26 protein-coding genes are annotated in these 26,364 nt (G+C 64.1%); 13 read left to right on the top strand and 13 right to left on the bottom strand.

All coding sequences use genetic code 11. From position 1 onward, the window contains the following. Window positions 1-4 precede the first annotated feature (4 nt). Window positions 5-397, bottom strand: coding sequence for a lysozyme inhibitor LprI family protein (locus tag KHO53_RS20940; RefSeq protein WP_010225573.1), 393 nt, complete (start codon window positions 395-397; stop codon window positions 5-7). A gap of 29 nt (window positions 398-426) precedes the next feature. Then, entirely contained in the window at window positions 427-852 is a 426-nt protein-coding gene (locus KHO53_RS20945) for a GFA family protein (RefSeq protein ID WP_010225575.1), read from the bottom strand. Window positions 853-909: 57 nt separating this feature from the next. Between KHO53_RS20945 and KHO53_RS20950 the strand changes: the two genes are divergently transcribed. Continuing rightward, on the top strand, window positions 910-1,380 hold the full coding sequence (locus KHO53_RS20950; RefSeq protein WP_213570759.1) for an NUDIX hydrolase: 471 nt from the start codon (window positions 910-912) through the stop codon (window positions 1,378-1,380). On the opposite strand, the gene KHO53_RS20955 is transcribed toward KHO53_RS20950, so the two are convergent. Together KHO53_RS20955 and KHO53_RS20960 are read right to left on the bottom strand one after the other, a co-directional pair. Beyond that, complete coding sequence (locus KHO53_RS20955; protein ID WP_010225579.1) at window positions 1,355-1,684, bottom strand: hypothetical protein; 330 nt, start codon at window positions 1,682-1,684, stop codon at window positions 1,355-1,357. The two genes, KHO53_RS20950 and KHO53_RS20955, sit on opposite strands and share 26 nt — an antisense overlap. A gap of 90 nt (window positions 1,685-1,774) precedes the next feature. Next, window positions 1,775-2,206: an SUKH-3 domain-containing protein gene (locus KHO53_RS20960; RefSeq protein WP_010225580.1), complete on the bottom strand. Its 432-nt coding sequence runs from the start codon at window positions 2,204-2,206 to the stop codon at window positions 1,775-1,777. A 267-nt stretch (window positions 2,207-2,473) separates the two neighbouring features. Here KHO53_RS20960 and KHO53_RS20965 point away from each other — a divergent pair, with 267 nt between their 5' ends. The 3 genes from KHO53_RS20965 to gabP all read left to right on the top strand — a co-directional run bounded on the left by KHO53_RS20965 (window position 2,474) and on the right by gabP (window position 5,045). After that, complete coding sequence (locus KHO53_RS20965; RefSeq protein ID WP_010225581.1) at window positions 2,474-2,887, top strand: RidA family protein; 414 nt, start codon at window positions 2,474-2,476, stop codon at window positions 2,885-2,887. A 120-nt stretch (window positions 2,888-3,007) separates the two neighbouring features. Beyond that, on the top strand, window positions 3,008-3,511 hold the full coding sequence (locus KHO53_RS20970) for a GNAT family N-acetyltransferase (protein WP_010225582.1): 504 nt from the start codon (window positions 3,008-3,010) through the stop codon (window positions 3,509-3,511). A gap of 133 nt (window positions 3,512-3,644) precedes the next feature. Continuing rightward, a complete protein-coding gene (gabP, locus tag KHO53_RS20975) occupies window positions 3,645-5,045 on the top strand; it encodes a GABA permease (RefSeq protein ID WP_010225583.1) in 1,401 nt (466 codons plus the stop codon). Between the two features lie 5 nt (window positions 5,046-5,050). Here the strand turns inward: gabP and KHO53_RS20980 are convergent, their stop codons facing one another. Beyond that, window positions 5,051-5,692 carry a hypothetical protein gene (locus tag KHO53_RS20980; RefSeq protein ID WP_249684632.1) on the bottom strand — a complete coding sequence of 214 codons (642 nt, stop codon included), beginning with the start codon at window positions 5,690-5,692 and terminating at the stop codon, window positions 5,051-5,053. Between the two features lie 204 nt (window positions 5,693-5,896). Here KHO53_RS20980 and katG point away from each other — a divergent pair, with 204 nt between their 5' ends. Further along, complete coding sequence (katG, locus tag KHO53_RS20985) at window positions 5,897-8,167, top strand: catalase/peroxidase HPI (RefSeq protein WP_100782251.1); 2,271 nt, start codon at window positions 5,897-5,899, stop codon at window positions 8,165-8,167. A 131-nt stretch (window positions 8,168-8,298) separates the two neighbouring features. On the opposite strand, the gene KHO53_RS20990 is transcribed toward katG, so the two are convergent. The 4 genes from KHO53_RS20990 to KHO53_RS21005 all read right to left on the bottom strand — a co-directional run bounded on the left by KHO53_RS20990 (window position 8,299) and on the right by KHO53_RS21005 (window position 12,603). Then, the gene (locus KHO53_RS20990; protein ID WP_010225586.1) at window positions 8,299-8,853 is read right to left on the bottom strand and encodes a UPF0149 family protein; all 555 of its coding nucleotides are present in this window, start codon (window positions 8,851-8,853) and stop codon (window positions 8,299-8,301) included. A gap of 84 nt (window positions 8,854-8,937) precedes the next feature. Beyond that, window positions 8,938-10,140: an NAD(P)/FAD-dependent oxidoreductase gene (locus KHO53_RS20995; RefSeq protein ID WP_100782250.1), complete on the bottom strand. Its 1,203-nt coding sequence runs from the start codon at window positions 10,138-10,140 to the stop codon at window positions 8,938-8,940. Between the two features lie 126 nt (window positions 10,141-10,266). Beyond that, window positions 10,267-11,259, bottom strand: a complete 993-nt coding sequence (locus KHO53_RS21000; RefSeq protein WP_213570761.1) for a GlxA family transcriptional regulator — start codon at window positions 11,257-11,259, stop codon at window positions 10,267-10,269. A 114-nt stretch (window positions 11,260-11,373) separates the two neighbouring features. Continuing rightward, window positions 11,374-12,603 carry a DUF1444 domain-containing protein gene (locus KHO53_RS21005; RefSeq protein ID WP_213570762.1) on the bottom strand — a complete coding sequence of 410 codons (1,230 nt, stop codon included), beginning with the start codon at window positions 12,601-12,603 and terminating at the stop codon, window positions 11,374-11,376. A 336-nt stretch (window positions 12,604-12,939) separates the two neighbouring features. Here KHO53_RS21005 and KHO53_RS21010 point away from each other — a divergent pair, with 336 nt between their 5' ends. From KHO53_RS21010 to KHO53_RS21020, 3 genes are all read left to right on the top strand, one after another. Further along, the gene (locus KHO53_RS21010; RefSeq protein WP_100782248.1) at window positions 12,940-14,652 is read left to right on the top strand and encodes an amidase; all 1,713 of its coding nucleotides are present in this window, start codon (window positions 12,940-12,942) and stop codon (window positions 14,650-14,652) included. Window positions 14,653-14,704: 52 nt separating this feature from the next. Then, window positions 14,705-15,085 (top strand): RidA family protein, encoded by a 381-nt coding sequence (locus tag KHO53_RS21015; RefSeq protein WP_010225593.1) that lies wholly within the window; start codon window positions 14,705-14,707, stop codon window positions 15,083-15,085. 204 nt (window positions 15,086-15,289) lie between these two features. Further along, window positions 15,290-17,287: a peptidase U32 family protein gene (locus tag KHO53_RS21020; RefSeq protein WP_213570763.1), complete on the top strand. Its 1,998-nt coding sequence runs from the start codon at window positions 15,290-15,292 to the stop codon at window positions 17,285-17,287. Window positions 17,288-17,332: 45 nt separating this feature from the next. Here the strand turns inward: KHO53_RS21020 and KHO53_RS21025 are convergent, their stop codons facing one another. Continuing rightward, window positions 17,333-17,638, bottom strand: a complete 306-nt coding sequence (locus KHO53_RS21025; protein ID WP_036996093.1) for a chorismate mutase — start codon at window positions 17,636-17,638, stop codon at window positions 17,333-17,335. A 107-nt stretch (window positions 17,639-17,745) separates the two neighbouring features. Between KHO53_RS21025 and KHO53_RS21030 the strand changes: the two genes are divergently transcribed. Next, a complete protein-coding gene (locus KHO53_RS21030) occupies window positions 17,746-18,375 on the top strand; it encodes a DUF3885 domain-containing protein (RefSeq protein ID WP_010225599.1) in 630 nt (209 codons plus the stop codon). A 1-nt stretch (window position 18,376) separates the two neighbouring features. Here the strand turns inward: KHO53_RS21030 and KHO53_RS21035 are convergent, their stop codons facing one another. Then, window positions 18,377-19,534, bottom strand: a complete 1,158-nt coding sequence (locus KHO53_RS21035) for a hypothetical protein (RefSeq protein WP_159388423.1) — start codon at window positions 19,532-19,534, stop codon at window positions 18,377-18,379. Window positions 19,535-19,600: 66 nt separating this feature from the next. Then, window positions 19,601-20,632 (bottom strand): DUF1176 domain-containing protein, encoded by a 1,032-nt coding sequence (locus KHO53_RS21040; protein ID WP_213570764.1) that lies wholly within the window; start codon window positions 20,630-20,632, stop codon window positions 19,601-19,603. Between the two features lie 140 nt (window positions 20,633-20,772). On the opposite strand from KHO53_RS21040, the gene KHO53_RS21045 reads away from it, so the two are divergent. Further along, the gene (locus KHO53_RS21045) at window positions 20,773-20,946 is read left to right on the top strand and encodes a hypothetical protein (RefSeq protein WP_162835463.1); all 174 of its coding nucleotides are present in this window, start codon (window positions 20,773-20,775) and stop codon (window positions 20,944-20,946) included. Window positions 20,947-21,061: 115 nt separating this feature from the next. Here KHO53_RS21045 and KHO53_RS21050 read toward each other — a convergent pair whose 3' ends face one another. Then, window positions 21,062-21,280, bottom strand: coding sequence for a hypothetical protein (locus KHO53_RS21050; protein ID WP_010225604.1), 219 nt, complete (start codon window positions 21,278-21,280; stop codon window positions 21,062-21,064). Between the two features lie 284 nt (window positions 21,281-21,564). Here KHO53_RS21050 and KHO53_RS21055 point away from each other — a divergent pair, with 284 nt between their 5' ends. Genes KHO53_RS21055 through KHO53_RS21065 form a run of 3 tightly spaced genes read left to right on the top strand, consistent with a single transcriptional unit; the run spans window position 21,565 to window position 26,359 of the window. Beyond that, entirely contained in the window at window positions 21,565-22,818 is a 1,254-nt protein-coding gene (locus KHO53_RS21055; RefSeq protein WP_213570765.1) for an HlyD family secretion protein, read from the top strand. A 44-nt stretch (window positions 22,819-22,862) separates the two neighbouring features. Beyond that, complete coding sequence (locus KHO53_RS21060; RefSeq protein WP_502937793.1) at window positions 22,863-24,998, top strand: peptidase domain-containing ABC transporter; 2,136 nt, start codon at window positions 22,863-22,865, stop codon at window positions 24,996-24,998. After that, window positions 24,995-26,359, top strand: a complete 1,365-nt coding sequence (locus KHO53_RS21065; protein ID WP_213570767.1) for a TolC family protein — start codon at window positions 24,995-24,997, stop codon at window positions 26,357-26,359. Before KHO53_RS21060 ends, KHO53_RS21065 begins: the two co-directional genes overlap by 4 nt. Window positions 26,360-26,364: the final 5 nt, after the last annotated feature.

Consider the following 26,364-nt stretch of genomic DNA (forward strand, 5'->3'; position numbering starts at 1 on the left):
ACCTTCAGGGCATGCCGGTAACCCGCTTCAGGTACTGGACTCTGGCTTGCGTCTGCTTCAGCAGGCAATGGGTATGGATTGTAGCGAAGCCACTGCCGCCAACGGATTCGTACGTTTCGAACTCACAACTGGCATCACGAAAGGCAATCCAGGCGCGCTGGGCTTTTTTCAGCGCCAGGTCCTGGGTGGGTTGTCCGGGCGCCGAACCCTGCGCCTTGAAGCGTGCGACCAAGGCCTGGTAGAGCTCATTCAATTGCCGATCGGATTTTTTCAACGACTGCTGCATGCATTCAAGCATCTGCGCTTCGGTGTTGGCGCCAGGGCACAGGCTGCTTGCCTGAGCCGTGCTAGTCAGCGCCATGAATGCGCCGATGCAGGGGTAGATCAAACGATACATGGGGCGTCCTTGCTTTGATGTTTTACGGGTCACTGGTGTTGCGGCCATGAATCGCCAATCACCAGCCAGCAGGCCTTGGACTGCACATGCACATGTTTTTGTCGGGCAGGTTCGAAAGGTGTGTCCAGGGTGCCCAGCGCAACGCTGATCCAGTCTGGATAATCGCCACTGGCATTGGCCCAGAACAAACTCGCGCCGCAGGCTGAGCAAAAGCTGCGGCTGACCATTGGCGATGACTTGAACACCCGCAATAGACTTTGCGGATCGCTGCAGCTCAAGGCCGAAGCAGGCACGCTGCCATAGGTGGCAAAGGCTGCGCCATGGGCCTTGCGGCACTGGCTGCAATGGCAATGGGTGACGGCCTTGATCTGGGTGTCGATGTGATAGCTGACGGCGCCGCACAGGCAGCTGCCGTGATAATCAATGGTCGTCAGCGCAGATTTGTCGTTGTTCATCCTTGGGGCCCGGTAGAATCTCGCCCGCGATCATAAACCAAGGACAGGAACACCACGATGCGTGAGCGAAAATCAGCCCGGCTTTTGGTCATCAGCCCCTCCCGAAGCGTATTGCTGTTTCGCTTCGTCCATCGCAACGGCGCGCTGGCCGGCGACGATTACTGGGCAACACCGGGGGGCGGCGTGGAGGAGGGGGAGACCTTCGAGCAAGCTGCGATTCGTGAGCTACGCGAAGAAACCGGCATCCAGGTCGACGCCGTGGGCGCACCCTTGAACGAGCGTCGTTTCGCCATGCAGTTGCCCAGCGGCGAGTGGGTTACCTCGGTCGAGCAGTATTACCTGATTCAGGCGCAGAACCAGCAGCTGTGCCGCCAGGGATGGACGCCTTCGGAAGTCGAAGTGATGGCCGACCATCGTTGGTGGTCGGCCGAGGAACTGCGGCAAACCACCGACACGGTGTGGCCGGAGCGGCTGATTGAAACGCTCGAATCAGCCGGCGTGTTCAGCGCCGCGCCAGTGCATGGCTGACGCATTGCTCATAGTAGGTCTGCTTGATGGCCGCAGGCTTGAGGCGTGACTGGCTGTTGTAGGTCTGTTCGGTGATGCCCATGGCGGTCATGCGCATCCACGGCTTGGTGAATTTACGCACTTGCAGGCGCTTGCGCGCAGCGTACAGGGTCACCCCGGACAGCTTCGATTGCTGGGCACCGGCGGCGATGTCCGAGCCCCAACTGCACATGTAGCGGTCATTGTTGCCCAGGGTTTTGGCCTGGGCGCCGAGCGGGAGTGCGACCAGAAAAAACGCTGCCAGGGTCAATCCATAAGCCCGCATAGCACCTACCTAACTTGCTGAAAAGAAAGCGAGTTTGCCTACGAAGCGGGTAGCAGGGGGCCAGCAATTTGCCTTATTTGCGCCTGAATTTCACAGCAGTTGTGTTTGTGACTTGCGGCCCAGCAACAGGCCTTCTGCGGCAACGGCGAAGGTGTTTCCCTGCAGCCAGAAGGCGTCGTGCACCTGGCTCATGAGGTAGCAGGCGCCCCGGCTGTCGACAAACAGCGCGCCATGGCCGTGGTGCACATCGCCGATGCACACCAGGGTTGTGTTCAGCTTGCGTTGCATCGCCACGATGACTTTTTCGTCGTGCAGGCCGGGCTTGGCCCTGAACTCGATGTCGCCGGCGGCGCATTCTTCACCGGCGCCGCAGTGGCCGACGCACAGGCCATTGAACGCCCTGAGCAAGTCGTTGGCGGGGTGGCCGTTGGGCCCGATGTCCGCCTCTGGGGCAGTCACTTGGGCAGGCCAGCCGGCAGCCACGAACAGCGGGCGGATGGTTTCAGGTAGGTCTATGGGCATGTCTGCTCTCTGGTCGAATCCGTGCGAGAGGCTACATTAACACGGCAGACATCATTGATCCTTGAGGAGGGCGAGCCATGAGCAATGAGACTTTACCCGCTGCAGCCCTCATCGCTGGCAAGCCAGCTCCCACAATGAACCTGTGTACATCGACCCTGTGGGAGCTGGCTTGCCAGCGATCCAGCGCGCAGCGCTGGCAACATCAGGCTTGACCTCTACTTAGGTCGAGGTTTGATACTCGCCGCTCCAACCACTCGGAGCAGCACCATGACCGCAGCTTTCCACCTGTCCAACCCCGAAGGCCTCTACGACCCCTCTAGCAATGCCTACTCCCATGTGGCTGAAGTCGCCGCCAATGCCCGGTTGCTGTACATCGCCGGGCAGGGCGGGGAAGACCTCGAGGGCCGGCTGTCCAGCGATTTTGCCGAGCAGGCACGCCAGGCCCTGGCCAACCTGCAGATCGCCCTGCAATCCAAAGGCGCGACCCTGGCCGATGTGTTCAAACTGACCCTGCTGATCGTCGATCACGACGAAACCCGCTTGCGCCTGTGGGGCGCCGAAGCCCAGCGCGCCTGGGGCGCCAACATGACCCCGACCTGCACGCTGATCCCGGTGCCGCGCCTGGCCCTGGACGGCATGCAGATCGAAATCGACGCGGTCGCCGCGCTGCCCGGCAGGTAAGACGTTTTAGCGATGGCATTGGCCCCGGCTTTTGTAAACAATAGCGCCCGCAATACGCGCTGTTCGTTCAATTATCGAGATACCAATGCCGTCGATTCTTCCGCTGTATGAGGTCCAGTCATGAGCGACCTCACTGTCGAACTGTTGCAAACCGGCCCCGAGCAGGCCGAGCTGATCCGCAACCTTTACCAGTTCTACGCCTACGAGTCTTCGGACTGGGAGCAGGAAGACGTCGAGGTCGACGGCCGTTTCTATGTCCACGACGAACACTTGCAACGCTACTGGCAAGAGCCGCAGTGGAGCGCCAACCTGATCCTGGTCGACGGCTACATCGCAGGCTTTTTGCTGATCGAACGCAGCGAGCTGCCCGGCCTCGATGCCCTGGAACTGGCCGACCTGTTCATCCTCAAGCGCTATCGGCGCAAAGGCATCGCCAGCGCCCTGGCCAGCCAGGTGCTGGCGAGCGGGCAGAACCAGTGGCTGGTGCGTTACTACGACCAGGACGAAACCGCCCACGCCTTCTGGCGCACAGTGCTCGACAACCTGCCGCGCCCGGTACGTTCGATCGAACTGGACGACGAGCCAGAGTTGGTTAACTTCCTGGTGACGCGGGCGTTGCACTGAGCTGGCACGAACGTTTCATGGCGAGATCAGACACAGCGAACGGCGCGCTCAGGCAAATCCGCCGTCAAGCAGCACAGGTAAGGTGACGCCAGCAGTCAATGCCATGCGTTCCGATCACAAGAGAATAAATATAATGATCAGCCTGGGCTCCAAGGATTCGAGCGGTCAGTTGGCGCAGGGGTTCAAGCCGCGCCATGTCACCATGCTTTCCATCGCCGGCATCATCGGCGCCGGCTTGTTCGTCGGCTCCGGGCATGCGATTGCCGCCGCCGGGCCCGCGGCAATCCTGGCCTATGTGCTGTCCGGCCTGCTGGTGATCCTGGTGATGCGCATGCTCGGCGAGATGGCCGTGGCCAACCCCGATACCGGCTCGTTCTCGACCTATGCCGACCAGGCCATCGGGCCCTGGGCAGGCTTTACCATCGGCTGGATGTACTGGTGGTTCTGGGTGCTGGTGATCCCCATCGAGGCCCTGGCCGCCGGGCATGTGCTGAACAACTGGCTGCCCATGGTCGATACCTGGCTGTTTGCCCTGTTGTCGATCATCGTCCTGGCCGCGACCAACCTGTTCAGCGTGGCCAAGTACGGTGAGTTCGAGTTCTGGTTCGCGCTGTTCAAGGTCGTGGCGATCATCGCCTTCATCTCCCTCGGCGCAGCCGTGCTGATGGGCTGGGTGCCGGAGCGCGAGGTCAGCGGCCTGGGCCGTTTGCTTGAAACCCAGGGCGGGTTTGCGCCCAACGGCGTGTCGGCGGTGGTCGGTGCGTTCATCACGGTGATGTTCAGCTTTATCGGCACGGAGGCGGTGACCATTGCCGCCGCCGAATCCCAGAGCCCGGCGAGGAACATCGCCAAGGCCACCCGCTCGGTGATCTGGCGCATCGGTGTGTTCTATCTGCTGTCGATTGCCGTGATCATTTCCATCGTGCCCTGGAACGACCCGCAACTGGCGTCGGTGGGCTCTTACCAGCGCGCCCTGGAACTGATGAACATCCCCCACGCCAAGCTGATGATGGATGTGGTGGTGCTGGTGGCAGTGGCCAGTTGCATGAACTCCTCGATCTACATTGCCTCGCGCATGCTGTTCTCCCTGGGCAAGCGCGGTGAAGCGCCCCGGCAGGTCAAGCTGACCTCGGCCGTTGGCGTACCACGCGCTGCGGTCATCGCCAGCACCGTGCTGGGTGCAGTGATCACCGTGGTCAGTCATTTTGCCCCGGCCGGCTTGTTCCAGTTCCTGCTGGCCAGCTCCGGTGCCATTGCCTTGCTGGTGTACCTGGTGATTGCCGTGTCGCAGTTGCGCATGCGCCGGATGCTACTCAAGCAGAAGGTCGAGCTGACGTTTCGCATGTGGCTGTTCCCCTGGCTCACCTACCTGGTCATCGTGTTCATCAGCGCAGCGCTCGGGGTCATGCTGGTGACCCCTGAGCACCGTGCCGAGGTGACCACCACCATCGGCCTTGCGCTGGTGATTTCCTTCATCGGCATTATCACCACCCGTCAGCATGGCCAGCCGGTAAAGGTGCCGTCGGTGGGCTGAAGCGCTTATTGCCGGGCAAGTCGAGGCGTCGCGCCGCTGTTCCTACCGCTGCGTGATGGCTGATCCAGGGGTGTCAGCGGATTGCTGAGCCGTTGTGGCGTCTCGCCGGTCAACTGGCAAAGCAGCGCGATCAGCGTGTCGCCATCCAGCGCTCCGCGCTCGCGCAGCTGCTCGGCCAGCGCGCGCAATGCCGGCCAGTAACGTCGCACCAGGCAGTGACAACGCACCAGCGCCACCGGCTCGGCATCCAGCAACTTGCGCGCGGGCAGCAGGGCGATCAGTTCATGGGCCCGGCGCAGGTCGCCGGCACCGCTGGTGGTGAGGAAACGATCAACGGCGCAATGCCGATAGACCGCTTCGGCCACCGGCCCGGCAAAGCAGTTGAGCAGATCGCGTTCGATCAGCTCGATCATCGATGGCAGATACTCGGCGATCCCCGGGGGCTCGAAGGCAGGCAATGGCACCAGGTAGTCGGCCTCGACCAGGCCCTTGACCGCTTGCAGGTTGCCACGCAAATCAACCATCGGTCCGATCAGCGCTTCGGCGCGGGTGCGCACTGTCACCCGCTTGATCGCCAGGCCGTTCCACCAGAAGGCCAGGGCATGGCCTGCTTCGTGGAAGGCGGTGCGACGCGCACGGCTGTTCATGATCATGACCTCAGGGGGAGGCGGCTACACCTACGATCTGCTCCGTCCCTGGGGTTGGTATAAGAGATTATGGCTATCGACGGGTAACACTGCGTCTATTTGCTGACTACCGGGGGCGGGACTAGCCTTGAAGATGTGCTGGCATGTGCCGGCCGGACCTGATGTGGAGATAACTAAAACGCTGGATACAAAGGTAGCTCACCCATGTCTACTGAATCGAAATGCCCGTTCAGTCAAGCCGCTGGCGGTGGTCCGACGAACCGTGACTGGTGGCCGAACCAACTGAACCTGAAGATCCTCCACCAGCACTCGCCGCAGTCCGATCCCCAAGGCGATGCCTTCAACTATGCCGAAGCCTTCAAAAGCCTGGACTTTCAAGCCCTCAAACAAGACCTGCATGCGCTGATGACCGACTCCCAGGACTGGTGGCCAGCGGATTTTGGCCATTACGGGCCGCTGTTCATCCGCATGGCCTGGCACAGCGCCGGTACCTACCGCACCGGTGACGGCCGTGGCGGCGCGGGCTCCGGCCAGCAACGCTTCGCCCCGCTCAACAGCTGGCCTGACAACGTCAGCCTGGACAAGGCCCGGCGGCTGCTGTGGCCGATCAAGCAGAAATATGGGCGGAGCATCTCCTGGGCCGACCTGATCGTACTTACCGGCAATGTGGCGCTGGAGTCCATGGGCTTCAAAACCTTCGGTTTTTCCGGTGGCCGCCCGGATGTCTGGGAGCCGGATGAAGACGTCTACTGGGGCTCGGAAAACAAGTGGCTGGGCGGCGATACCCGCTACGGCAAGGGCCCGCAGCCAATGCAGGAGCCCGGCGAAGGCACCCTGGTAGCCGAGCCCGAGCAGCACGGCAACGAAGAAAGCCGCACCGACCAGGGCCGCAATCTGGAAAACCCGCTGGCCGCGGTGCAGATGGGCCTGATCTATGTCAACCCGGAAGGTCCGGAAGGCAACCCCGACCCGGTCGCCGCCGCCAAGGACATCCGCGAAACCTTCGCGCGCATGGCCATGAACGATGAAGAAACCGTGGCCCTGATTGCCGGCGGCCATGCCTTCGGCAAAACCCACGGCGCCGGCCCTGCCGATAACGTCGGCCCGGAACCGGAAGCCGCCGGCCTTGAAGAGCAGGGCCTGGGCTGGCGCAACAGCTTTGGCTCCGGCAAGGGCGCCGACACCATCACCAGCGGCCTGGAAGTGACCTGGACCACCACGCCAACGCGCTGGAGCAACAACTACCTGGAGAACCTCTTCGGCTTCGAATGGGAACTGACCAAGAGCCCGGCCGGGGCCAACCAGTGGACGCCCAAGAACGGCGCGGGGGCCGGGATCATTCCCGATGCCCATGACCCGTCCAAGCGGCGCAACCCGACCATGCTGACCACCGACCTGTCGCTGCGCTTCGACCCGATCTACGAGAAAATCGCCCGGCGCTTCCTGGCAAACCCCGAGCAGTTGAGCGATGCCTTCGCACGTGCCTGGTACAAGTTGATCCACCGCGACATGGGCCCACTGTCGCGTTACCTGGGCCCGGAAATGCCTAACGAGGAGCTGCTGTGGCAAGACCCGATCCCCGAGGTCGACCATGCCCTGGTCGATGACAGCGATGTCAGCGCACTGAAGGCCAAGCTGCTGGCCTCGGGGCTTTCGGTGGCCGAGTTGGTGTCCACGGCCTGGGCGGCAGCGTCGACCTTCCGTGGCTCCGACAAGCGTGGTGGTGCCAACGGCGGGCGCCTGCGCCTGGCGCCGCAGAAGTTCTGGCAGGCCAACCAGCCCGAGCAACTGGCCAAGGTACTGAGCACCCTGGAAGCCATCCAGAGCGACTTCAACAGTGCCCAGGGCGGCGGCAAAAAAGTCTCCCTGGCCGACCTGATCGTGCTGGCGGGCAGTGCGGCGGTCGAGCAGGCGGCGAAAAACGCCGGGGTCAACATCAGCGTGCCGTTTACCCCGGGACGCATGGACGCCTCGCAGGAGCAGACCGACGTCGAATCGTTCGGCTTTCTTGAGCCCAATGCCGATGGTTTTCGCAACTACCTGAAGAACAGCTACCGGGTACCGGCCGAGGCCTTGCTGATCGACAAGGCGCAACTGCTGACCCTGAGCGCGCCGGAAATGACGGTGCTGGTGGGCGGCCTGCGGGTGTTGGGGGTCAACGATGGGCAGAGCAAACACGGCGTCTTCACCCAGCAGCCGGGCACGCTGAGCAATGACTTCTTCGTCAACCTGCTGGACATGGGCGTGGAATGGAAGCCGGTGTCGGCGGCCAACGACGCGTTCGAAGGGCGCGATCGCAAGACCGGCGCGTTGAAGTGGACCGGCACCCGGGTTGACCTGGTGTTTGGTTCCAACTCGCAACTGCGGGCGCTGTCGGAGTTCTATGCCAGTGCCGACGCCAAGGAGCAGTTCGTCACGGATTTCGTTGCTGCGTGGACGAAAGTGATGAACCTGGATCGGTTTGACCTCAAGTGAGTTGAGGCGGGGGGCACCGCTCCCACAGGTATAGCGCCAAACCTGTAGGAGCGGGACTTGCCCGCCGGCCTCATCGCCGGCAAGCCAGCTCCCACAGAGGTCGCAATCCAGGCGACACAGGCACAAGCGTTCTAGCGCTGCGCCAACCAGTAGTCATGCAACGCCCGCGCCGCCGGGGCAATCGCCACTACCCGCTGACGGTGCAAGGTCACGTCCAGATCCGCCGGCAGCTCGAATTCATCCTGCTCGGCCCATCCGGTAATCACCTGCAACGCCTGCGCTTGTGGCGCCGGTAGCGCAGGCCAGTTGGCGATGGCCATGCCGCGCAGGTAACCAAAGCACCATTCCTCCGCCAGCGGCAGTGGCTGGCCCAGGTGTTCAGTCTGCTCCAGACGAGGCGCAAACGCCTGTGGCGCCTCAACCAGCTGGGTCGCCAGGCTGTTCAAATGACGGGCACACAGCTCGACAAAGCGCTGGCACTCCTGCGCGCTTTGCCATTCCGGGTTCTGCCCACCCCAGATGGCCGGGAACCACTCGCTGATGTCCACCTGCACCGGGCTCGAAACCAGCGCGGTGAAATAACCGTCGAGCTCCGAGGCGTTGAGCACCGAATGGTCATCGCCGTACCTCTGCAAGGTGGCTTCGAGGAACTCGAAATCGGCGGCAGCGAGTGGCTGGTCGTGCATGGGTAACTCCTTGGCCGGTCAGGCGCGCGGGCAAAAGGCGGGGAGGATGGCGCTTTGTGCCGTTTTTATCCAGCCCCCCGCACGTCAGGCCACCGGAATCAGCGGGTCGGCGGCGGCCAGGGCGGCGCTGCGATCCGCAGCCGGTGGGTAGATCCACACGGTGTTGATCTGGGCCTTGAGAGCCTTGGCTTCTGCCTTCAGCAACTTTAGCTGACGGTCCCAACCCTCGGTGAACACCGCGCCCCAGGCCCCGAGGTCCAGGCAAGTCACGTACTTGGGCTGGCGGTAGGCCAGCGGTGCAACCCCGAGCAGGTCGGCGGCGACATTGTTGCCGGCGTGGCGGCCGAGGGCGATGGCGTGCTGGCAGGACATCAGCGAGTAGTTGCCCAGCTCATCGGTGGCGGCGTAGGCGACATCGCCTGCGGCATAGATATGCTCCTGGCCGATGACCTTGAGGTTGGCATCGACCTGCAGGCGCCCCTGGCCGTTACGCTCGCCGGGCACCTGTTCGGTCAGCGGGTTGGCGCGAAAACCGACGGTCCAGATCACCGTGCTGGCGTCGATCCGCCGGCCATCGGCGAGGGTCACGCCCTGGGCGTCGACCGACTCCACCGTAGCACCGAGCAGCCACTCGACGCCCAGCTGCTCGCTGGCCTCGACAATCGCCGGGGCGATGGCCTCGCCCATGGCTGCGGCCACCTTGCTGGCGCGGTCGACAATGATCACCCGCACTTCGCTGTCATCCCCCAGGACCGCTCGCAAACGCGCAGGCATTTCGGTGGCGGTTTCGATGCCGGTAAAGCCGCCGCCGGCGACCACCACGGTATTGCGCGCAAGGCTCGAGGGCCGGGACTTGAGGCTATTGAGGTGCTGCTCAAGGCGCACTGCCGATTCGAGTTCATCGACATCGAAGGCGTACTGGTGCATGCCGGCCAGGTTCGGGCGCATCAGTTGGCTGCCCGCCGCCAGGACCAGGCGGTCGTAGCGCAGTTGCTGCAAGGTGCCGGTTTCGTTGCGGTAGCCGACGGTTTTCGCCTGGGCATCGATAGCCATTGCCGAGCCTTTGACAAAGCGCACGCCCACCGCCTCGAACAACGCGCCCAAGGGGGCAAACAGCGTATGCGCGTCGGCCTCGTAGAAGCGAGGACGCATGCGCAACTCGGCCTGCGGGGCGAGTACCGAGATGGTGACGTCCTGACGGTCATGCAGGTCCAACTGCCGCGCCGCGCTCAAGGCGCTCCAGACGCCGGCAAAACCTGCGCCGATAACCAGAATGTGCTGTTGCATGGGAGAGCTCCTGACGACGAATGACCACGGGGCATCAACCGCTACGGCTGACTGCCGATGGCGCAATCGTAAGGGCAGGGCGGCGGCGGCCCCAGGCCAAATACCCCTGAGTTTCGGCCAGGCGGGTCAGGCGGTGCCGCTGAAGCGGCTGCGGTAGTCGCGCGGCGAGATCGACAGGTGGCGCTGGAAGGTGCTGCGCATCCGCTCCTCGTCGGCAAAACCACACTGGCGGGCGACCTGCTCGATGTTGCCGGTCGAGCTTTCCAGCAGCCGCCGGGCAGCTTCCAGGCGGAACAGTTCGATGGCCTTGGACGGCGTACGGCCGGTCTTGAGCTTGTACATGCGGGTGAAGTTACGCGGGCTCATGCACGCCTGTTGGGCCAGGCGCTCGACGTTCAGGCGCGGGTCGCCGAGGTTTTCGCTCAGCCACAGGTGCAGGTGCTCAAACGCTGCGGCGTCCTGGCTTTGTGACTGCAGCAGAGTGCTGTACTGGGCCTGGCCGCCCGGGCGCTTGAGGTACACCACCAGTTCGCGGGCTACGGCCATGCTGACCTCGCGACCGCAGTCGGCCTCTACCAGGGCCAGGGCCAGGTCGATGCCGGCACTGACCCCGGCCGACGTCCATACCGTACCCTGCTGGATGAAGATCGCATCGGCATCCACCTCGATGGCCGGGAATGCCTGCTTGAGGGTGTCGCACATGGCCCAGTGGGTGGCGGCGCGGCGTCCGTCGAGCAGGCCGGCCTTGGCCAGCAGAAAGGCCCCGCTGCACACCGAGGCGATACGCCGGCCCCGCGCGGCATTGGCGTGCAGCCAGTCGGTGAGGGTGCTGTAGTCGTCCAGGGTCTGGCAGATTGCCGGGGCGCCGGGGACGATAAAGGTGTCGATGGCCACGGCGGCCAGTTGCTCCAGGCGCGAGGTATCCACGGCCAGGCCCTCGGCACTGGGTACCAGGCCGCCTTCCAGGCTTGCGGTATGCAGTTGGTAACCGGGCAGACCGCGCGCCTGCATGACCCTGGACGCCGCCCAGAACACCGTTTGCGCACCGGTCAGGTCGAGCAGGCCCATCTGTGGGTAGGCGACGAACGCAATGTGGCGGGGCGGGTTCAGGGGCTTCATCGCTGTGGTTCTTGGTGGTGGATAGCGGTTGACAAATTTTACCAGAACGCCGGGCGGCGCACGTCAGCCTGAGCGGCTGATGTGCAGCGTCAAGGGCGCGAGCAGGCCGCGGGGTCAGTCCATGGGCGTCAACTGGCTCAACCGCTCGGCGCTGGGAAAACCGAGGGTGCGAAAGCGTGGCGGGTAGAGCTCGCCGTCTTTGCTCAGCAGCTCGCCCAGCAGCGACTCGACCTCGTGCCAGGCAACCATCCGGGTCTGTGCCGAACCATCGGCCTGAGGCTGGACCAGGATCACCCGGTCGGTTTTCGGCAGTGAAGTGAACACGCCCTCGGTCCAGGCCGCTATCGAGAAGCTGCTGCCGGGGTTGTCGGCATCGCTGTAGAGCCTGTGGGTGGCGACGAAGATGTCCTCGGGGTGGGCTTCGTGGATCTTGTCGAGAAACTCTTTTTGCGTGCTATAGAGGCCGTGGTGCAACAAGCGCTGCAGGTCGCCCAGGCGCGCTTGCAGGTGCCCGTCCTGCACCTGGAAGGGAACGATCCGGCGGTCCTGGTAGGTGTAGATCCGGCTGGACTGCGCGCGGCCGTTTTCCAGGGCATGGAAGCTCAGCTCGACCATCTGCCGCAGGCCTTCGGCGTCCTTGTCACCGGTGACCATCAGCACATCGCGGCCGGGCATCATGAACACTGGCTGCCCCAATACCGGCACGCGCTGCAGCACGTCGGGCAGCAGCACCCGGCTGGTGTCGTAGCCGTCCTGCCAGGCGCCCTGGTACAACCCCGGGAGGATCTGTTCGAAGGCATCGGGGCTGGCGTCGCGCAGGTTGTCGAGGGCGATTGCCAGTGCCTGCTCAAGGGTGATGCCCCAGTCCTGTTGCGGGCCCATGGCCTGGGTCGAGGTGGTGTCGGGGTAGTCCACCGCCAGCAAGGTGACGCAATCCTCCGAGAACGGCTGCCAGGCCAGCGGGCAGGGCGAGTCCCAGCCCTCGCTGCGCACATGGTGCAGGCGGATCTCTTCGAGCATCGCCAGGTTGCGGATCACCGGCCTCAGTAGCGGGCGCACCTGCGCCAGCGGTTGTGGCGCTGTGCTGTTGCGGGTGTCGATCAAGGCGCGCAGGTAACTGGCGAGCACATCGGCTTTGCGCGACTTGTCGGCGTTCAGGTAGTCGCGGTAGGCGTTGTGCAGGTTGAAATAGCCGCTGTCGCCGTAGCGCAGGCGAAATTCGTCGGCCAGGTAGTCCAGGGGCTCGGCATAGCCGCCGGCACGGGCGGCCTTGATGAAGGTCCGGGCAAACCCTTCCTCTGTAGGTGTGCGTCTGAACAGCGTGTCGAAAAGTGCCCTGAACATGTGTGAAGTCCTCCGTGAACGCGAACTGCGCATGATGCTCGTGGCGTCGGGAAGGGTAAAGCTGAATCGAGGCTGGCGCCGGAGCTGGGGCTCCGCCCGATTTTGCAACCCCGCACGCGGCTGAATGCACCGCTGCCCGCTGGCCACCCGTTCCTCTGTGGGCATTTTTGGTGCTAAATAGGCCGCTCAGGTAATTCGTCCAGACCCTGCAGCGTCATGCCGTGCAATGAGAACAGCTATGAGAACCCATCTTGAAACCCGTGAAGTCCCTGTGCTCCAGACCCCTTGTGATGGAAGCCTTCACCCAGTCAGCCATCAACAGTCGGCGGTAGCAGCATGATCGAAGTCACAGAGGTTTCCATTGCCCAGCTGCGCGCTGCGCTCGAGTCCGGCCAGACCACCGCGGTTGAACTGGTTAAAGCCTACCAGGCGCGCATCGACGCGTACGACGGCCCGAACACTGCCACCAAGCTCAACGCCGTGGTGGTGCGTAACCCCGAAGCCTTGAGCGAAGCGCAGGCTTCCGACGCGCGCCGCGCCAAGGGCCAGGCCCTCGGCCCGCTCGACGGCATCCCTTACACCGCCAAGGACAGCTACCTGGTCAAGGGCCTGACCGCCGCCTCCGGCAGCCCGGCCTTCGCTGACCTGGTGGCCTATCGCGACGCCTTCACCATTGAACGCCTGCGCGCTGCCGGCGCCATCTGCCTGGGCAAGACCAACATGCCGCCGATGGCTAACGGCGGCATGCAGCGCGGGGTCTACGGCCGCGCCGAAAGCCCGTACAACGCCGACTACCTGACGGCACCCTTTGCCTCGGGCTCATCCAACGGTGCCGGTACCGCCACCGCCGCAAGCTTCGCGGCTTTCGGCCTGGCGGAAGAAACCTGGTCGAGCGGCCGCGGCCCGGCCTCGAACAACGGCCTGTGTGCCTACACGCCGTCGCGCGGGGTGATCTCGGTGCGCGGCAACTGGCCGCTGACGCCGACCATGGACGTGGTGGTGCCCTTTGCCCGGACCATGGCCGACCTGCTGGAAGTGCTCGACATCGTCGTCGCCGAGGACCCGGACAAACGCGGCGACCTGTGGCGCCTGCAGCCTTGGGTACCGATCCCGAGCGTCGACTCGGTGCGCCCGGCGTCCTACCACGAGCTTGCGGCCGATGCCAGCGCGCTCAAGGGCAAGCGTTTCGGCGTGCCGCGCATGTACATCAACGCCGACCCTGAAGCCGGCACCAGCGAAGCCCCCGGCATCGGTGGCCCGACCGGGCAGCGGATCAACACCCGGCCGTCGGTGATCGCCCTGTGGGAGCAGGCGCGCAAGGCGCTGGAAGCGGCCGGTGCCGAAGTGATCGAAGTCGACTTCCCGCTGGTGTCCAACTGCGAGGGCGACCGCCCGGGCGCGCCGACCGTGTTCAACCGCGGTCTGGTGTCCAAGGAGTTCCTCCACCATGAATTATGGGACCTGACCGCCTGGGCCTTCGATGATTTCCTCCAGGCCAACGGCGACCCCAAACTCAACCGCCTGGTCGACGTCGACGGGCCGAAGATTTTCCCGCATGATCCGGGCACGCTGCCCAACCGCGAAGGCGACCTGGCGGCCGGCATGGACGAATATGTGCGCATGGCCGAGCGCGGCATCACCCCGTGGGACCAGATCAGCACCGTGCCGGATGGCTTGCGCGGCCTGGAACAGACCCGGCGCATTGACCTTGAAGACTGGATGGATGCACTCAAGCTCGACGTGGTGATCTTCCCGACCGTCGCCGACGTTGGCCCGGCCAACGCCGATGTCGACCCGGCGTCCGCCGACATTGCCTGGAGCAACGGCGTGTGGGTGGCCAACGGCAACCTGGCGATCCGTCACCTGGGCGTGCCGACGGTGACCGTGCCGATGGGCGTGATGGCCGATATCGGCATGCCGGTGGGCTTGACCTTTGCCGGCCGCGCCTACGACGATTCGTCGTTGCTGCGCCTGGCGGCGGCGTTTGAGTCGACCGGGTCCAAGCGCCTGGTGCCTCCGCGCACGCCAGCGCTGGCCAGCGGCAAGTAAGCAAAAGGGGCGGGTGACCGCCCTTTTTTAGTTCCCCAGACACGAGATATCCATGGCTAACCAAGACATCAGTTTCATCCCCGATCCGGACGCCGAGTCGATCTCTTCCGACGTTGCCGGTTTCGCTGGCATCCTGGTCTCGACCCAGATCCCTACCCGTGCCGACGGCAGCCTGGAACTGGGCGATATCACTGCCCAGAGCGAGTGCACCCTGCAAGCGCTCAAGGTCGCCCTGGAGCGTGCCGGCAGCTCCATGGACCGGGTCCTGCACCTGACTATCTACCTTACCGACATGGCCGAGCGTGCTGCTTTCAACGAGGTGTACCAGCGCTTCTTCGCCAAGCCCTGGCCGGTACGCGCCGCCGTCGGCGTGGCCTCGCTGGCAGTGGAAGGCATGCGTGTGGAAGTAACGGCGATGGCGGCCAAGGCCTGAGTTGTTGCGGTGGCTGGGCTGGCCTCATCGCGGGTCAAGCCCGCTCCTACAGGTCTTGCGCTAATCCTGGGAACAGCGCCGAACCTGTGGGAGCTGGCTTGCCAGCGATAGACCTACACAGGCCACCGGGCAGGCTACGGGTGCCGATCGGGCGTTTCGCCGCTACAATGCGCGCCTCGACCGTGACAGCCTGACTAAAAAAACATGTCCCTGCCCAAGCATCACCTGGAATTGCTCAGCCCCGCCCGCGATGTCGCCATCGCCCGCGAGGCCATTTTGCATGGCGCCGACGCCGTGTACCTCGGCGGCCCGAGCTTCGGCGCTCGCCACAACGCCTGCAACGACGTCAGCGATATCGCCCAGTTGGTGGAGTTCGCCCATCGCTACCACGCCCGGGTGTTCACCACCATCAACACCATCCTCCACGACAACGAGCTGGAGCCGGCGCGCAAGCTGATTCACGAACTGTACGATGCCGGCGTCGACGCGCTGATCGTCCAGGACCTGGGGGTGATGGAACTGGACATCCCGCCGATCGAGCTGCACGCCAGCACCCAGACCGACATCCGCACCCTGGCCCGGGCCAAGTTCCTCGACCAGGCCGGCTTTTCCCAGCTGGTGTTGGCCCGTGAGCTGAACCTGCAGGAAATCCGTGCCATCGCCGACGAAACCGACGCGGCGATCGAGTTCTTCATTCACGGCGCGTTGTGCGTGGCCTTCTCCGGCCAGTGCAACATCTCCCACGCCCAGACCGGCCGCAGTGCCAACCGTGGCGACTGCTCCCAGGCCTGCCGCCTGCCGTACACCCTTAAAGACGAGAAGGGCGGGGTGATCGCCTACGAGAAGCACCTGCTGTCGATGAAGGACAACAACCAGAGCGCCAACATCCGTGCCCTGGTCGAGGCCGGTGTGCGCTCGTTCAAGATCGAAGGGCGCTACAAGGACATGGGCTATGTGAAGAACATCACCGCCTACTACCGCCAGCGTCTGGACGCCGTGCTCGAAGACCGCCCGGACCTCGCCCGCGCCTCCAGCGGGCGTACCGCGCACTTCTTCCTGCCCGACCCGGACAAGACCTTCCACCGCGGCAGCACCGATTACTTTGTCAGCGAGCGCAAGATCGACATCGGCGCCTTCGACTCGCCGACCTTCACCGGCCTGCCGGTGGGCGTGGTTGAAAAAGTCGGCAAGCGTGACCTGCAGGTGGTCACCCATGAGCCACTGTCCAACGGCGACGGCCTCAATGTGCTGGTCAAGCGCGAAGTGGTGGGTTTTCGCGCCAACATCGCCGAGCCCAAGGGCGAGTTCGATGAAGAAGGCGAGAAGCGCTACCGCTACCGTGTCGAGCCCAACGAGATGCCCAAGGGCCTGCACCAGTTGCGGCCGAACCACCCGCTGAGCCGCAACCTCGACCACAACTGGCAGCAGGCCCTGCAGAAGACCTCAGCCGAGCGCCGTATCGGCCTGGCCTGGGTTGCGCAGTTGAGCGAGCAGCGCCTGGCGCTGACCGCCACCAGCGAGGAGGGCATCAGCGCCAGCGTCGCCCTGGACGGTCCGTTTGGTTTGGCCAACAAGCCGGAGCAGGCGCTGGAGCAACTGCGCGACCTGCTCGGCCAGCTGGGTACCACCGAGTACCATGCCACCGACGTTCAGCTTGATGCGCCGCAGGCGTATTTCATCCCCAACTCGCAGCTCAAGGCGCTGCGCCGCGAGGTCATCGAAGCGCTGACCGCCGCGCGCATCCAGGCGCACCCGCGCGGTGGCCGCAAGGCCGAGACCAACCCGCCGCCGGTGTATCCGGAGTCGCACCTGTCGTTTCTGGCCAATGTCTACAACCAGAAGGCCCGCGACTTCTATCACCGTCACGGGGTCAAGCTGATCGACGCCGCCTACGAGGCCCACGAAGAGGCGGGCGAAGTGCCGGTGATGATCACCAAGCACTGCCTGCGTTTCTCCTTCAACCTGTGCCCCAAGCAGGCCAAGGGCGTTACCGGCGTGCGCACCAAGGTCGCGCCGATGCAGTTGATTCACGGCGATGAAGTGCTGACCCTGAAGTTCGACTGCAAACCGTGCGAAATGCACGTGATCGGCAAGATGAAAGGCCACATCCTCGGCCTGCCGCAACCGGGTAGCGTGCAGCAGGTGGTGGGCCACATCAGCCCTGAAGACCTGCTCAAGACCATCCCCCGCGCACCGCACTGAGTGAGGCATCGCGGGGCAAGTCGAAGCGTCGCCCCGCGATCGTAACTAAGGTGCAGGCTGCACTGACAGCGCCGCATGCGCCTTGAGTTCTGCATCGATGAAGGCTGCGATCATTGCCCGGTAAACCCGCTCGACCACCTCTTCAGATGCGCCGGACTCCGCGGCCAGGGCGCGCACTTTGGCGATCACCTGCTCGACCCGTGCCGGGGCGCGGACATCGTCGTGGGTTTTCTTGAACGCCGCCGCCTGGTTGACCAGGTTGCCGCGCCGGGCGAGCAGGGCGACCAGTTCGCGGTCGATGCCGTCGATGTGGTGGCGAACTTCTTCGATCGAGGTGCAGTGTACGTCCATGTGAACTCCTTTCAGTAGACAGCGTGGCGGTAGCCAGTTGATTTCCAGTAGTATGCCTGAACGGACTCTGGCCCCTGAAGTGTGGGGCCGACAGCCAGGAAGGTAATGTGACTCTACAACTGCAAATCCAACAGATCTTCAGCGGCCTGGCCTTTGCCAGGCCGTTGTTCTATAGCTACCCGCAAGGCCTGCGCTTCGAGCTGGCCGAAGGCGCCGGGACCCTCGAGCGCTTTCTGCTGGCGGTCAGCAAGGCAACCACGGTGTGCCGCGACCTGTTTGCCGGCGAGCAATCGATGGTGGTGTGCCTGCGCGTGCACTCCAACGGTAACGGTTTTGCCCATCGCGACGTGCTGCGCGATCTGCGTGCCGCCGGTATTCGCATCCCCGCCCAGCGCTCACTGTGGAGCCAGCGGCTGGACCCGGACGACTGGTTCGAAGAGCACCAGCCCGAGTACTGGCTGCACCTCGCCTTCGAGGCGCCACTGTCGCTGCTGCAACCGGTGCTCTGGTGCGCATTGGCCGATAACCCGGGGACCATTCGCCCGAACCCTTGCTGCGCTGTCTACCTGTTCAACCTCAACCAGCGGTTGATGGCCTTGCCCTATGACGATCGGGGCATGGATGTGGTGGGCCCCAACCATGACGTGCTCTCGCTGCTGTACCGTCAGCATCAGCCGTGGCTGCTGGACTACGACCGCGAGCGCATGGACGCGACTTTCGCCACCGTCCTGCATTGACTCACTGCAGCGACTCGATTTTCCAGCGCCAGGTGCCCAGCGGGTTGTCTTCTCGGGTACGGACGAACACGCCATAGTCGCTCAGGTAGCTGTAGCCTTCGACCCAACGGTTGCCGCGTGGGCTCTGCCAGGTGCAGGTCAACGGCTTGGCGCTGCCCTGCAGGGCCGAGTGCAAGGTGCTGGCCGGTCGCGCCTTGCCGACCTGGCAGTGGGTGGTGCGGGTAATGCTCGCGGTTTGCCCGGCATAGCTGATGGTGTAGCTCAGTTGCGCATGGGCGGGCAGGGTTTGCCAGGCGCCGGTGAATGACAGCGCGGTCAAGCTGTCGCTGGCGTCCTGTTCCTGCCCGGTCATGATGTCGATACCGCGTGCGGCCAGATCGAACAGGCCGCGAAAACTCAGTTGCAGCTGTTGCGCTATCGTCGGGTCCACGGCCTGTAGTAACAGCTGGCCGGAGCGGCTGTCGTTGCTGAGGAACACCTGACGCGGCCTGTCGACGGTAGCGTTCCCGTCGGTCAGCTTCGCCTCGTAGCGATAGTCCAGCCTGTGCAGGGTCAGGCGTGGCGCCGGCAGCTCCAGGGCGGCGATGGCCGCAAGCACTTCAGGCCTGGCCCTGGGCGGCAGGAACGGCGGCGGCAACGGCGTACGGGTTTTGAGCGGCGCAAGCTTGGCAAGCTCGGCCGGCGGTTGGCAGGCGGCGTTGAACAACTGCTGATAGTACAGCGGGGCCTGCCGGTAGAACGCGCTGAAGGGCTGCGACTTGAGTCGGGTGCTGTCTACGCGGTTGTCGTTGTCGAGGAAGAACTGGCTTTGCCGGCTGATGAGCTGGCGCTCGCAATAAAACGCCAGGTGCTCGCGGCTGTGCAGGGCCATCACCGCGTGGCCGTATTGCATTGGATAGCGGTGGCGCTGGATGCCGGTCCAGGCGTAGGTAATGCCGCCCTCATGCTGCAGGCTGTTTAGGTCGATCAGCAGCCAGTCCTGATCCGCGTCCAGGTTCAGGGCTCGCCAGTCGGGGGCCTGACGCTGGTGCATAGGCAGGTGGCCGTCGCCTGGCGGGTCGGTCTCGCCACCTGCTGGGATGAGACTGCAAGCGGCCAGGGTGAACACACCGAGACCCGCAGCAAGCGGCTTGAGGGCGAAGCGGGCGAGGGCATCCATGCGCATGAGCTCTAGGGTCAAAGCGCGGAGTGTACCGAATGCCTGCGCCAAGCTGTATGCCTGGCGCTATCCCTTGGTACGCCAGATCTGCGGCCAGTGGGCGGTATCCACACTGTCGCACCAGCTCATCCGGCTAAATGACTTGAGCTGCATCACGGCTCCGTCATAGCGCCAGGTTGCATTCGCGCCGCAGTAGCGCCCTCCCGGCTGCAGCTGGGTCAGCTCGCCGCGGGCCGGGTCGAACTTGAAAAAGCCATACATCTCGCCGCCCAGCACATCATGCTTGGGAACCGAGATGTGCAGCGAGGTGGGTTGATAGGGCGCTGTTCGCAAGGCGCGGTAGTAGCTGTACATGCAGCCCTGGGCCGCACAGCCGTAGCGCAGGCCTACCAGCACATGGGTCGCGTCCAGGGCCGAGACCTCGGCTTCGGCTTGCCAGTTGTCATACTCGGGTTCACTCCATTCATGCCGGGTGATGGCAATGACTGCGTCGGCGATGGCCTTCTGCTCACCATCGCTCACCCCTGGCGCCGGTGTGAAGGGGGCGAGGGTGGGTGTCGGCGGTGCTGGCGGCAACTGGCTGTCGGGTCGCGTGCCGGGGTTTACGAAAGCGCTGGGGTGACCGATGCGTCCCTGCACTGAGTCGATAAACAGCAAGGAGGCACTCAGGCCCTGCAGCGATACCGGGTGCTGGTCGTTGGTAGTGTCCAATGACAGGGTCTGGCCGTTGCGCAGTTGGCGCAGCAACCTCACGGCGACGTCACCTTTTGCGTGATAACCCATCTGCCCCTGCGAGCCTGGCCGAAATCCCGCTGGCGCCGGGCCGCCGTCGATCAGCAGCCTGGCGCCCAGGTCGACACTGGCGTCGGTGAACAGGGTCAAGGCAGTGGAACCTTCGGCCCCGGCTTCGCGCACAAGCTCAAGGCCCACGCCCTGGTCGACGCTACGCGACACGGCGGTACAGCGCCGGGTGTTGTCGCAGCCCACAACCCATTCCTTGAACTGCTTGAGCACCGGCTCCTGTTCCGGTTCCGGCGCGGCCAGGGCCAGGGCCGGCAGGAGCATCAAGGGCAGCCAGTTCCATCTTGCGTCAACCATTGTGGTTCAATCCTGCGGGGTAAGCGAACGTGGTTTTGGCCGGGCATCATCGCAGAAGCCAGGCCAACTTCAAGCCGTTGCCGATGAGAACTCCGAGGCTGCTGTGCTATCCAACGGGTATGACACGGGAGGTAACTGCAATGAACAGCAATGACCGCGACAAGCCCGCCAACGAGACGGACAAGCCTGCTGAAGACAACGACCCTGCCAACCGGCCGATCACCCCGACCACCCATCGTACCCAGGCAGACGCCGCCGAAGAGCTCAGCCGCAAGATCGCTGAAATCGAGCGCAAGGTGGCGGACGGTAATTGATGTTGTGGCAGGTTTAAAAGATCGCGGGGCAAGCCTGCTCCCACGGTTGAGTTTTATATTAAGTAAAGGGCCGCAATGGCCCTTTACTTACAACCAACTCATCTAAGTGCCGCGTTTATTTGCACAGGGTATAGCTGCCCTGGTGCGCACCGCCCCTGTACAAGTCAAAGCGGTAACCGGCGCCAGCGCCGAAGTTGTAGGAACCACCGGTCAGTGTCCAGGAGCCTGCGCTGACGGAAAATCCGCCGCTTACCTGGTCTACTTCCTGATCGTCCAGCACCCGCAGGGCGGCTGGCGTGGCGGTGGTCATGTCGATGTTTTGTGCATGGGTCATGAGATAGTTACCTCGTTGATACGGTGGGTTCGTCCTAGGTTGATCCCCCCAGGAGAGGGCCTGGGCGCAGCGTATTACTCATTTTAAAAATGAGAGACCGATCACAGTTTTAATTACAGTTGTTCGCTGTTTCGATCCCCGGCCAAGTTAGTAATGCCACGGGCTCACGTGCAATAGTACAAGTGTGCTAGTGCCTGCGGATTAACCCGCCGTTATGCTGCTACGGACTCAGGTGAACAGTCTGTTCAGTGTGATTAACGTTATCCGCCGGGTCATGGATTGGCATGTTATTCAGGAGCGAAGCCGTGCACGCACGGCGTGACAAGGAGTTGGGCAGTGTGCTGCTGGTGGCGCCCGTGCCCCTGCGCTGGGCGGCACTTGCTGCGCTGCTGTTCAGCGTGCTGTTGATCGTGTTTCTGACCTGCGCCAGCTACACCCGCCGCGCCACCGTGACCGGTGTGCTGGTACCCCAGGGGGGCCTGATCAAGGTGTTTGCGCCGCAGGCGGGGGTGGTGCAAGGCCTGGCCGCAGTCGAGGGGCAGACCGTCGAGGCGGGCGCGACATTGATGGCACTAGGCAGTGACCTGTATGCCGAGGCCGGTGGCGCGCAGGTCGCCATCAGCCGTTTGATCAAGCGCCGTAACGATAGCCTTGCCGAGGAGATCGCCACTACCCGGGCGCTGCACCTGCAAGAACTGGAGGGCAAGCGACGGCGCCTGGCCGTGCTGGAAAGCGAGCAGCACAAAGTCGTCACCCAGATGGACATCAGCCGCCAGCGCCTGGGCCTGGCTCAGGGCATCGCCGCACGCTACGCCGACCTGCAGCGCCAGGACTACGTGTCCCGCGACCAGCTTCAGGAAAAGCAGGATGCGGTGCTGGAGGTGCGCCTGCGCAGCGAGGAACTGAGCCGTTCATTGCTGTCGTTGCGCAACGATATTGCGACGTTGCGCGCCGAGCTCGCCGAGTTGCCGTTCAACCAGGGCAAGCAATTGGCTGAGCTTGAGCGGCGCTTGTCGCAGAGCCAGGGCAGCCTGCTGGAAAGCGAAGTCAAACGCCAGGTGGTGATTACCGCGCCGGCCAGTGGCGAAGTGACGGCCATTGGCGTGGTCAACGGCACCCGCGCCGACAGTAACAGGCCGTTGCTGAGCCTCGTGCCCAAGGATGCCCAGCTGTATGCCGAACTCTATGTGCCCAGCCGCTCGGTGGGCTTCGTGCGCCCTGGGGATGCGGTACTGCTGCGTTATCAGGCTTATCCCTATCAGCATTTTGGCCTGGCCCGCGGCACCGTGGCGTCGGTGTCGCGCAGCGCGCTGCCGGCCGATGAAATCATGTCCGTGGGCGGCGTCTCCGAGCAGCAGCGCGAGCAGGGCCCGTTGTACCGGGTCAGGGTCACCCTCGAACAACAAAGCATGCTCGGGCGCGGATTGAACGAGCGCTTGCGCTCGGGCATGCAACTGGACGCAGACATCCTGCAGGAGAACATGCCTCTCTATGAGTGGCTGCTTGAACCCCTGCGCGGCATAGGGAAACGCCTTTGAACATTCGCCAATCGCTGGCCTTCGGCATCGGTCGCAAGCTGCCCATGGTGCTCCAGGCCGAAGCCGCCGAGTGCGGCCAGGCCTGCCTGGCGATGATCGCCGGTTACCATGGCCAGCACCACGACCTGTTTTCGCTGCGCCAGAAGCTGTCGCCGTCAATGAAGGGCGCAACCCTCAAGCAACTGATGGCCATGGCCGCTCAGTTGGGCCTGGCCAGCCGGCCGTTGCGCCTGGAGCTGCAAGCGCTGGGGCAGTTGCGATTGCCCTGTGTGCTGTACTGGAACTTCAACCACTTCGTGGTGCTCAAGGAGGTCGGGCCGCGCGGGGTAATCCTGCACGACCCGGGACGCGGGGTGTGCAAACTGTCGTTCGATGAAGTCTCGGCGGCGTTCACCGGCGTGGCCCTGGAGCTGTGGCCTCAGGGCGACTTCCAGCCGGGGCCGGCCAACCCACCGCTGCGTTTGCGCCAGTTGCTGGGCCGGGTGCAAGGTTTTGCCGGGGTGCTGAGCCATGTGCTGTTGCTGGCGGCGGCGCTGGAGCTGTGTATTGTCCTCAGCCCGTTTTTTTTGCAAACGGTGATCGACAAGGTGCTGGTCAGCGCCGACCTCGACCTGCTGGCGGTCCTGGCGATCGGTTTTGGCTTGCTGCTGCTGATGCAGCAAACCCTGGCACTGGCCCGCTCCTGGGCCTTGATGTACCTGGGCACCCTGCTCAGCAGCCAATGGCAGATCAATGTATTCAGTCACCTGGTGCGCTTGCCCGTGGCTTTTTTCGAGCGTCGCCACCTGGGCGATATCGTGTCGCGCTTCGGCTCGCTGAAATCGATCCAGCACACCCTGACCACCTCGTTTGTCGAGGCCTTGCTCGATGGCCTGATGACCCTGGTGACCCTGGGCCTGATGTTCGCCTACAGCCCGCTGCTGGCGCTGATCGCACTGCTGGCCATGGTCATCTATGCACTGGCGCGCTGGGCCTGGTTCGGCCCGTTGCGCCGCGCCAGCGAAGAGCAACTGGTACACGCCGCCCGGCAGCAGAGCTACTTTCTGGAAAGCATGCGCGGGGTGCGCACCATCAAGTTGTTCGGCCATCAGGAGCAGCGCGCCAGCACCTGGGGCAGCTTGCTGGTCGAGGAAATCAACGCCGGCCTGCGCCCGCAGAAACTGGAGTTGGCCTATCGCGCCTTCAACGGCCTGTTGTTTGGCCTGGTGACGTTGCTGGTGATCTGGCTCGGCGCAAGGCTGGTGCTCGAGGGCCAGTTCAGTGCCGGGATGCTTATCGCTTTCAACGCTTACAAGGAGCAGTTCAACAGCCGTGTGGCCGGGCTGATCGACAAGCTGGTCGATGTGCTGATGCTGCGCCTGCATGGCGAGCGCCTGGCCGATATCCTGCTGCAGGTACCCGAACACAGGCAGTTCCCGGCCGCCGGCGACAGCGACGCCGATGAGTGTGTACCGAGCCTTGAAGTACGCCAGCTCAAGTTCCGCTACGGCGAGCATGAACCCTATGTGCTGGATGAGGTGTCGGTGCGCATCGAGGCCGGGGATTCACTGGCGATTGTCGGCCCCTCGGGCGGCGGCAAGACCACCTTGCTCAACGTCATGCTCGGCATCCTCGCGCCCAGCAGCGGCAGCGTGTTGCTCGACGGCGTTGCCATCGATAGCCATAACCTGGACCGCCTGCGGCGGATCAGCGCCACGGTGTTGCAGGACGATGTGCTGTTCGCCGGCTCGATTGCCGACAACATCAGTTTTTTCAGTGCCGAAGCCAACCCGCGCTGGGTCGAGCAGTGTGCGCGCATGGCTGCGGTGCATGATGACATCGCGCAGATGCCCATGGCCTACAACACCCTGGTGGGCGACATGGGCACGGTACTGTCGGGTGGGCAGAAGCAACGAATCTTGCTGGCGCGGGCCCTGTACCGGCGGCCCAAGCTGCTGTTTCTCGATGAAGCCACCAGCCACCTCGACATCGCCAGGGAGGCGGCGGTCAACCAGGCGCTGCAAGCGCTGAACATCACCCGCATCATCGTCGCTCATCGCCCCGATACCATCCGCTCGGCGCGCCGGGTGCTGGCGCTCGACAACGGCCGGGTGGTCTATGACGGACCGCTGATCGAGACGGATGAGCACGCGCCAGCCGAGTCGGGCGAGATTATCCGCGGTGCGGCGTCGTCGTCATGAACCGGCACCTGCTCAGCCTGTGTCTGGCAGGGTTGCTGGCAGCCAGCCTGGCTGCGCCGGGCAGGGCCGCCGAACCGCTTGATGCCTGCCCCGGTCGCGTGCAATTGGACGAGCCGCTGGGGTTGTCCACGGCAGTCGCCATTGCCCTGTGCGCCGATCCTGAGGTGCGCGAAGCCTGGCTGTCGCAGCTGAGCAGCCAGGCCAACCTCGATGCCGAGCACTCGGCGTACTGGCCGACCGCACAAGCCCAGCTCAGCAGCGGGCGGGCGAGCCGCAAGACACGCTATGACAACTTTCCCGAAGCGGACTCAACCTTGAACACCCGCACCAACAGCTATGGCGTGAACCTGAGCTGGGTGCTGTATGACTTTGGCCTGCGGGCGGCGAAAGTGGAGGGGGCCCGCCAGTTGTTGAATGCCGCCGCCAGCAGTCGCGTGGAAAAAATCCAGGCAACGGTGCTTGACACCAGCAAAGCCTTCTACCAGGTCCAGGCCAACGCCGCGTTGCTCGAGGCCAAGCGCAGCGCCGAATCGCTGGCGGCCAACAGCCTCAAGGCGGCCACGGCCAAATACCAGGCCGGGGCCGGCGAGCAGACCGACCGCTTGCAGGCCCAGACCACCCATGAGCAGGCGCAACTCGAACGGGTGCTGGCCGAGGGTGAATACGCGGCGGCCCAGGGTGCCCTGGCCAGCGCGCTCGGGCTGTCACCCTCGGCGCCGCTGAAGCTTACGGCCTTGAACGAGCCAGCGGGGCAGGAGGGCGAGTTCATGGCCAGCGTCGATGCCTTGATGGCGCAAGCCAGGGCCCTGCACCCGGCCATCGAAAAGGCTCGCGCCGAGTGGTCCGCCACCCGCGCCAAGGCAGATCAAGCGCGTGCCGAGGGGCGCCCGAAGGTGTCGCTGTTCAGCAGCTACCAGCAGGAGGACACACCGATCGACCAGGTGTCGACGCGCCAGCAGATCGAGACCTGGAGTGTCGGGGTGCAGATCACCGTGCCGCTCTTCGATGGCTTTCTTAGCCGTCGTCGTGCCCGTGCCGCCGACTACGAAGCCGGTGCCCGCGAGCAGGCGGTGGAGCAGGCCGAGCGCACGGTCGCCCTCAACGTCTGGAAGAGCCGCCAGGCTCTGGATGCGCGCACCCGGGCGCTGGCGATCAGCCGTAGTTTTGTCGCCAGCGCCGGGCAATCCCATCAGGTGGCATTGGGGCGTTACAAGGCCGGAGTGGGCAGCATCATCGAGCTGCTCAGGGCACAGAACGATCTGGCCATCGCCGAGCAGCGGCGCGTGGAGTCGCTGGTCAACTGGTACACCGCCCGGTTGCAACTGGCAGCGGATCTGGGGCAGTTGAATGGCGCGTTGTGAGTTTG

The organism is Pseudomonas sp. RC2C2, assembly GCF_018390435.1.
In the GTDB taxonomy this organism is placed as follows: Bacteria; Pseudomonadota; Gammaproteobacteria; order Pseudomonadales; family Pseudomonadaceae; genus Aquipseudomonas; species Aquipseudomonas donghuensis.

What these genes read in the sequence shown, in the direction of transcription:
- KHO53_RS20940 (WP_010225573.1), bottom strand. Translation starts at nt 397, where the DNA reads ATGTATCGTTTGATCTACCCCTGCATCGGCGCATTCATGGCGCTGACT.
- KHO53_RS20945 (WP_010225575.1), bottom strand. Translation starts at nt 852, where the DNA reads ATGAACAACGACAAATCTGCGCTGACGACCATTGATTATCACGGCAGC.
- KHO53_RS20950 (WP_213570759.1), top strand. Translation starts at nt 910, where the DNA reads ATGCGTGAGCGAAAATCAGCCCGGCTTTTGGTCATCAGCCCCTCCCGA.
- KHO53_RS20955 (WP_010225579.1), bottom strand. Translation starts at nt 1,684, where the DNA reads ATGCGGGCTTATGGATTGACCCTGGCAGCGTTTTTTCTGGTCGCACTC.
- KHO53_RS20960 (WP_010225580.1), bottom strand. Translation starts at nt 2,206, where the DNA reads ATGCCCATAGACCTACCTGAAACCATCCGCCCGCTGTTCGTGGCTGCC.
- KHO53_RS20965 (WP_010225581.1), top strand. Translation starts at nt 2,474, where the DNA reads ATGACCGCAGCTTTCCACCTGTCCAACCCCGAAGGCCTCTACGACCCC.
- KHO53_RS20970 (WP_010225582.1), top strand. Translation starts at nt 3,008, where the DNA reads ATGAGCGACCTCACTGTCGAACTGTTGCAAACCGGCCCCGAGCAGGCC.
- gabP (WP_010225583.1), top strand. Translation starts at nt 3,645, where the DNA reads ATGATCAGCCTGGGCTCCAAGGATTCGAGCGGTCAGTTGGCGCAGGGG.
- KHO53_RS20980 (WP_249684632.1), bottom strand. Translation starts at nt 5,692, where the DNA reads ATGAACAGCCGTGCGCGTCGCACCGCCTTCCACGAAGCAGGCCATGCC.
- katG (WP_100782251.1), top strand. Translation starts at nt 5,897, where the DNA reads ATGTCTACTGAATCGAAATGCCCGTTCAGTCAAGCCGCTGGCGGTGGT.
- KHO53_RS20990 (WP_010225586.1), bottom strand. Translation starts at nt 8,853, where the DNA reads ATGCACGACCAGCCACTCGCTGCCGCCGATTTCGAGTTCCTCGAAGCC.
- KHO53_RS20995 (WP_100782250.1), bottom strand. Translation starts at nt 10,140, where the DNA reads ATGCAACAGCACATTCTGGTTATCGGCGCAGGTTTTGCCGGCGTCTGG.
- KHO53_RS21000 (WP_213570761.1), bottom strand. Translation starts at nt 11,259, where the DNA reads ATGAAGCCCCTGAACCCGCCCCGCCACATTGCGTTCGTCGCCTACCCA.
- KHO53_RS21005 (WP_213570762.1), bottom strand. Translation starts at nt 12,603, where the DNA reads ATGTTCAGGGCACTTTTCGACACGCTGTTCAGACGCACACCTACAGAG.
- KHO53_RS21010 (WP_100782248.1), top strand. Translation starts at nt 12,940, where the DNA reads ATGATCGAAGTCACAGAGGTTTCCATTGCCCAGCTGCGCGCTGCGCTC.
- KHO53_RS21015 (WP_010225593.1), top strand. Translation starts at nt 14,705, where the DNA reads ATGGCTAACCAAGACATCAGTTTCATCCCCGATCCGGACGCCGAGTCG.
- KHO53_RS21020 (WP_213570763.1), top strand. Translation starts at nt 15,290, where the DNA reads ATGTCCCTGCCCAAGCATCACCTGGAATTGCTCAGCCCCGCCCGCGAT.
- KHO53_RS21025 (WP_036996093.1), bottom strand. Translation starts at nt 17,638, where the DNA reads ATGGACGTACACTGCACCTCGATCGAAGAAGTTCGCCACCACATCGAC.
- KHO53_RS21035 (WP_159388423.1), bottom strand. Translation starts at nt 19,534, where the DNA reads ATGGATGCCCTCGCCCGCTTCGCCCTCAAGCCGCTTGCTGCGGGTCTC.
- KHO53_RS21040 (WP_213570764.1), bottom strand. Translation starts at nt 20,632, where the DNA reads ATGGTTGACGCAAGATGGAACTGGCTGCCCTTGATGCTCCTGCCGGCC.
- KHO53_RS21045 (WP_162835463.1), top strand. Translation starts at nt 20,773, where the DNA reads ATGAACAGCAATGACCGCGACAAGCCCGCCAACGAGACGGACAAGCCT.
- KHO53_RS21050 (WP_010225604.1), bottom strand. Translation starts at nt 21,280, where the DNA reads ATGACCCATGCACAAAACATCGACATGACCACCGCCACGCCAGCCGCC.
- KHO53_RS21055 (WP_213570765.1), top strand. Translation starts at nt 21,565, where the DNA reads ATGTTATTCAGGAGCGAAGCCGTGCACGCACGGCGTGACAAGGAGTTG.
- KHO53_RS21060 (WP_502937793.1), top strand. Translation starts at nt 22,863, where the DNA reads ATGGTGCTCCAGGCCGAAGCCGCCGAGTGCGGCCAGGCCTGCCTGGCG.
- KHO53_RS21065 (WP_213570767.1), top strand. Translation starts at nt 24,995, where the DNA reads ATGAACCGGCACCTGCTCAGCCTGTGTCTGGCAGGGTTGCTGGCAGCC.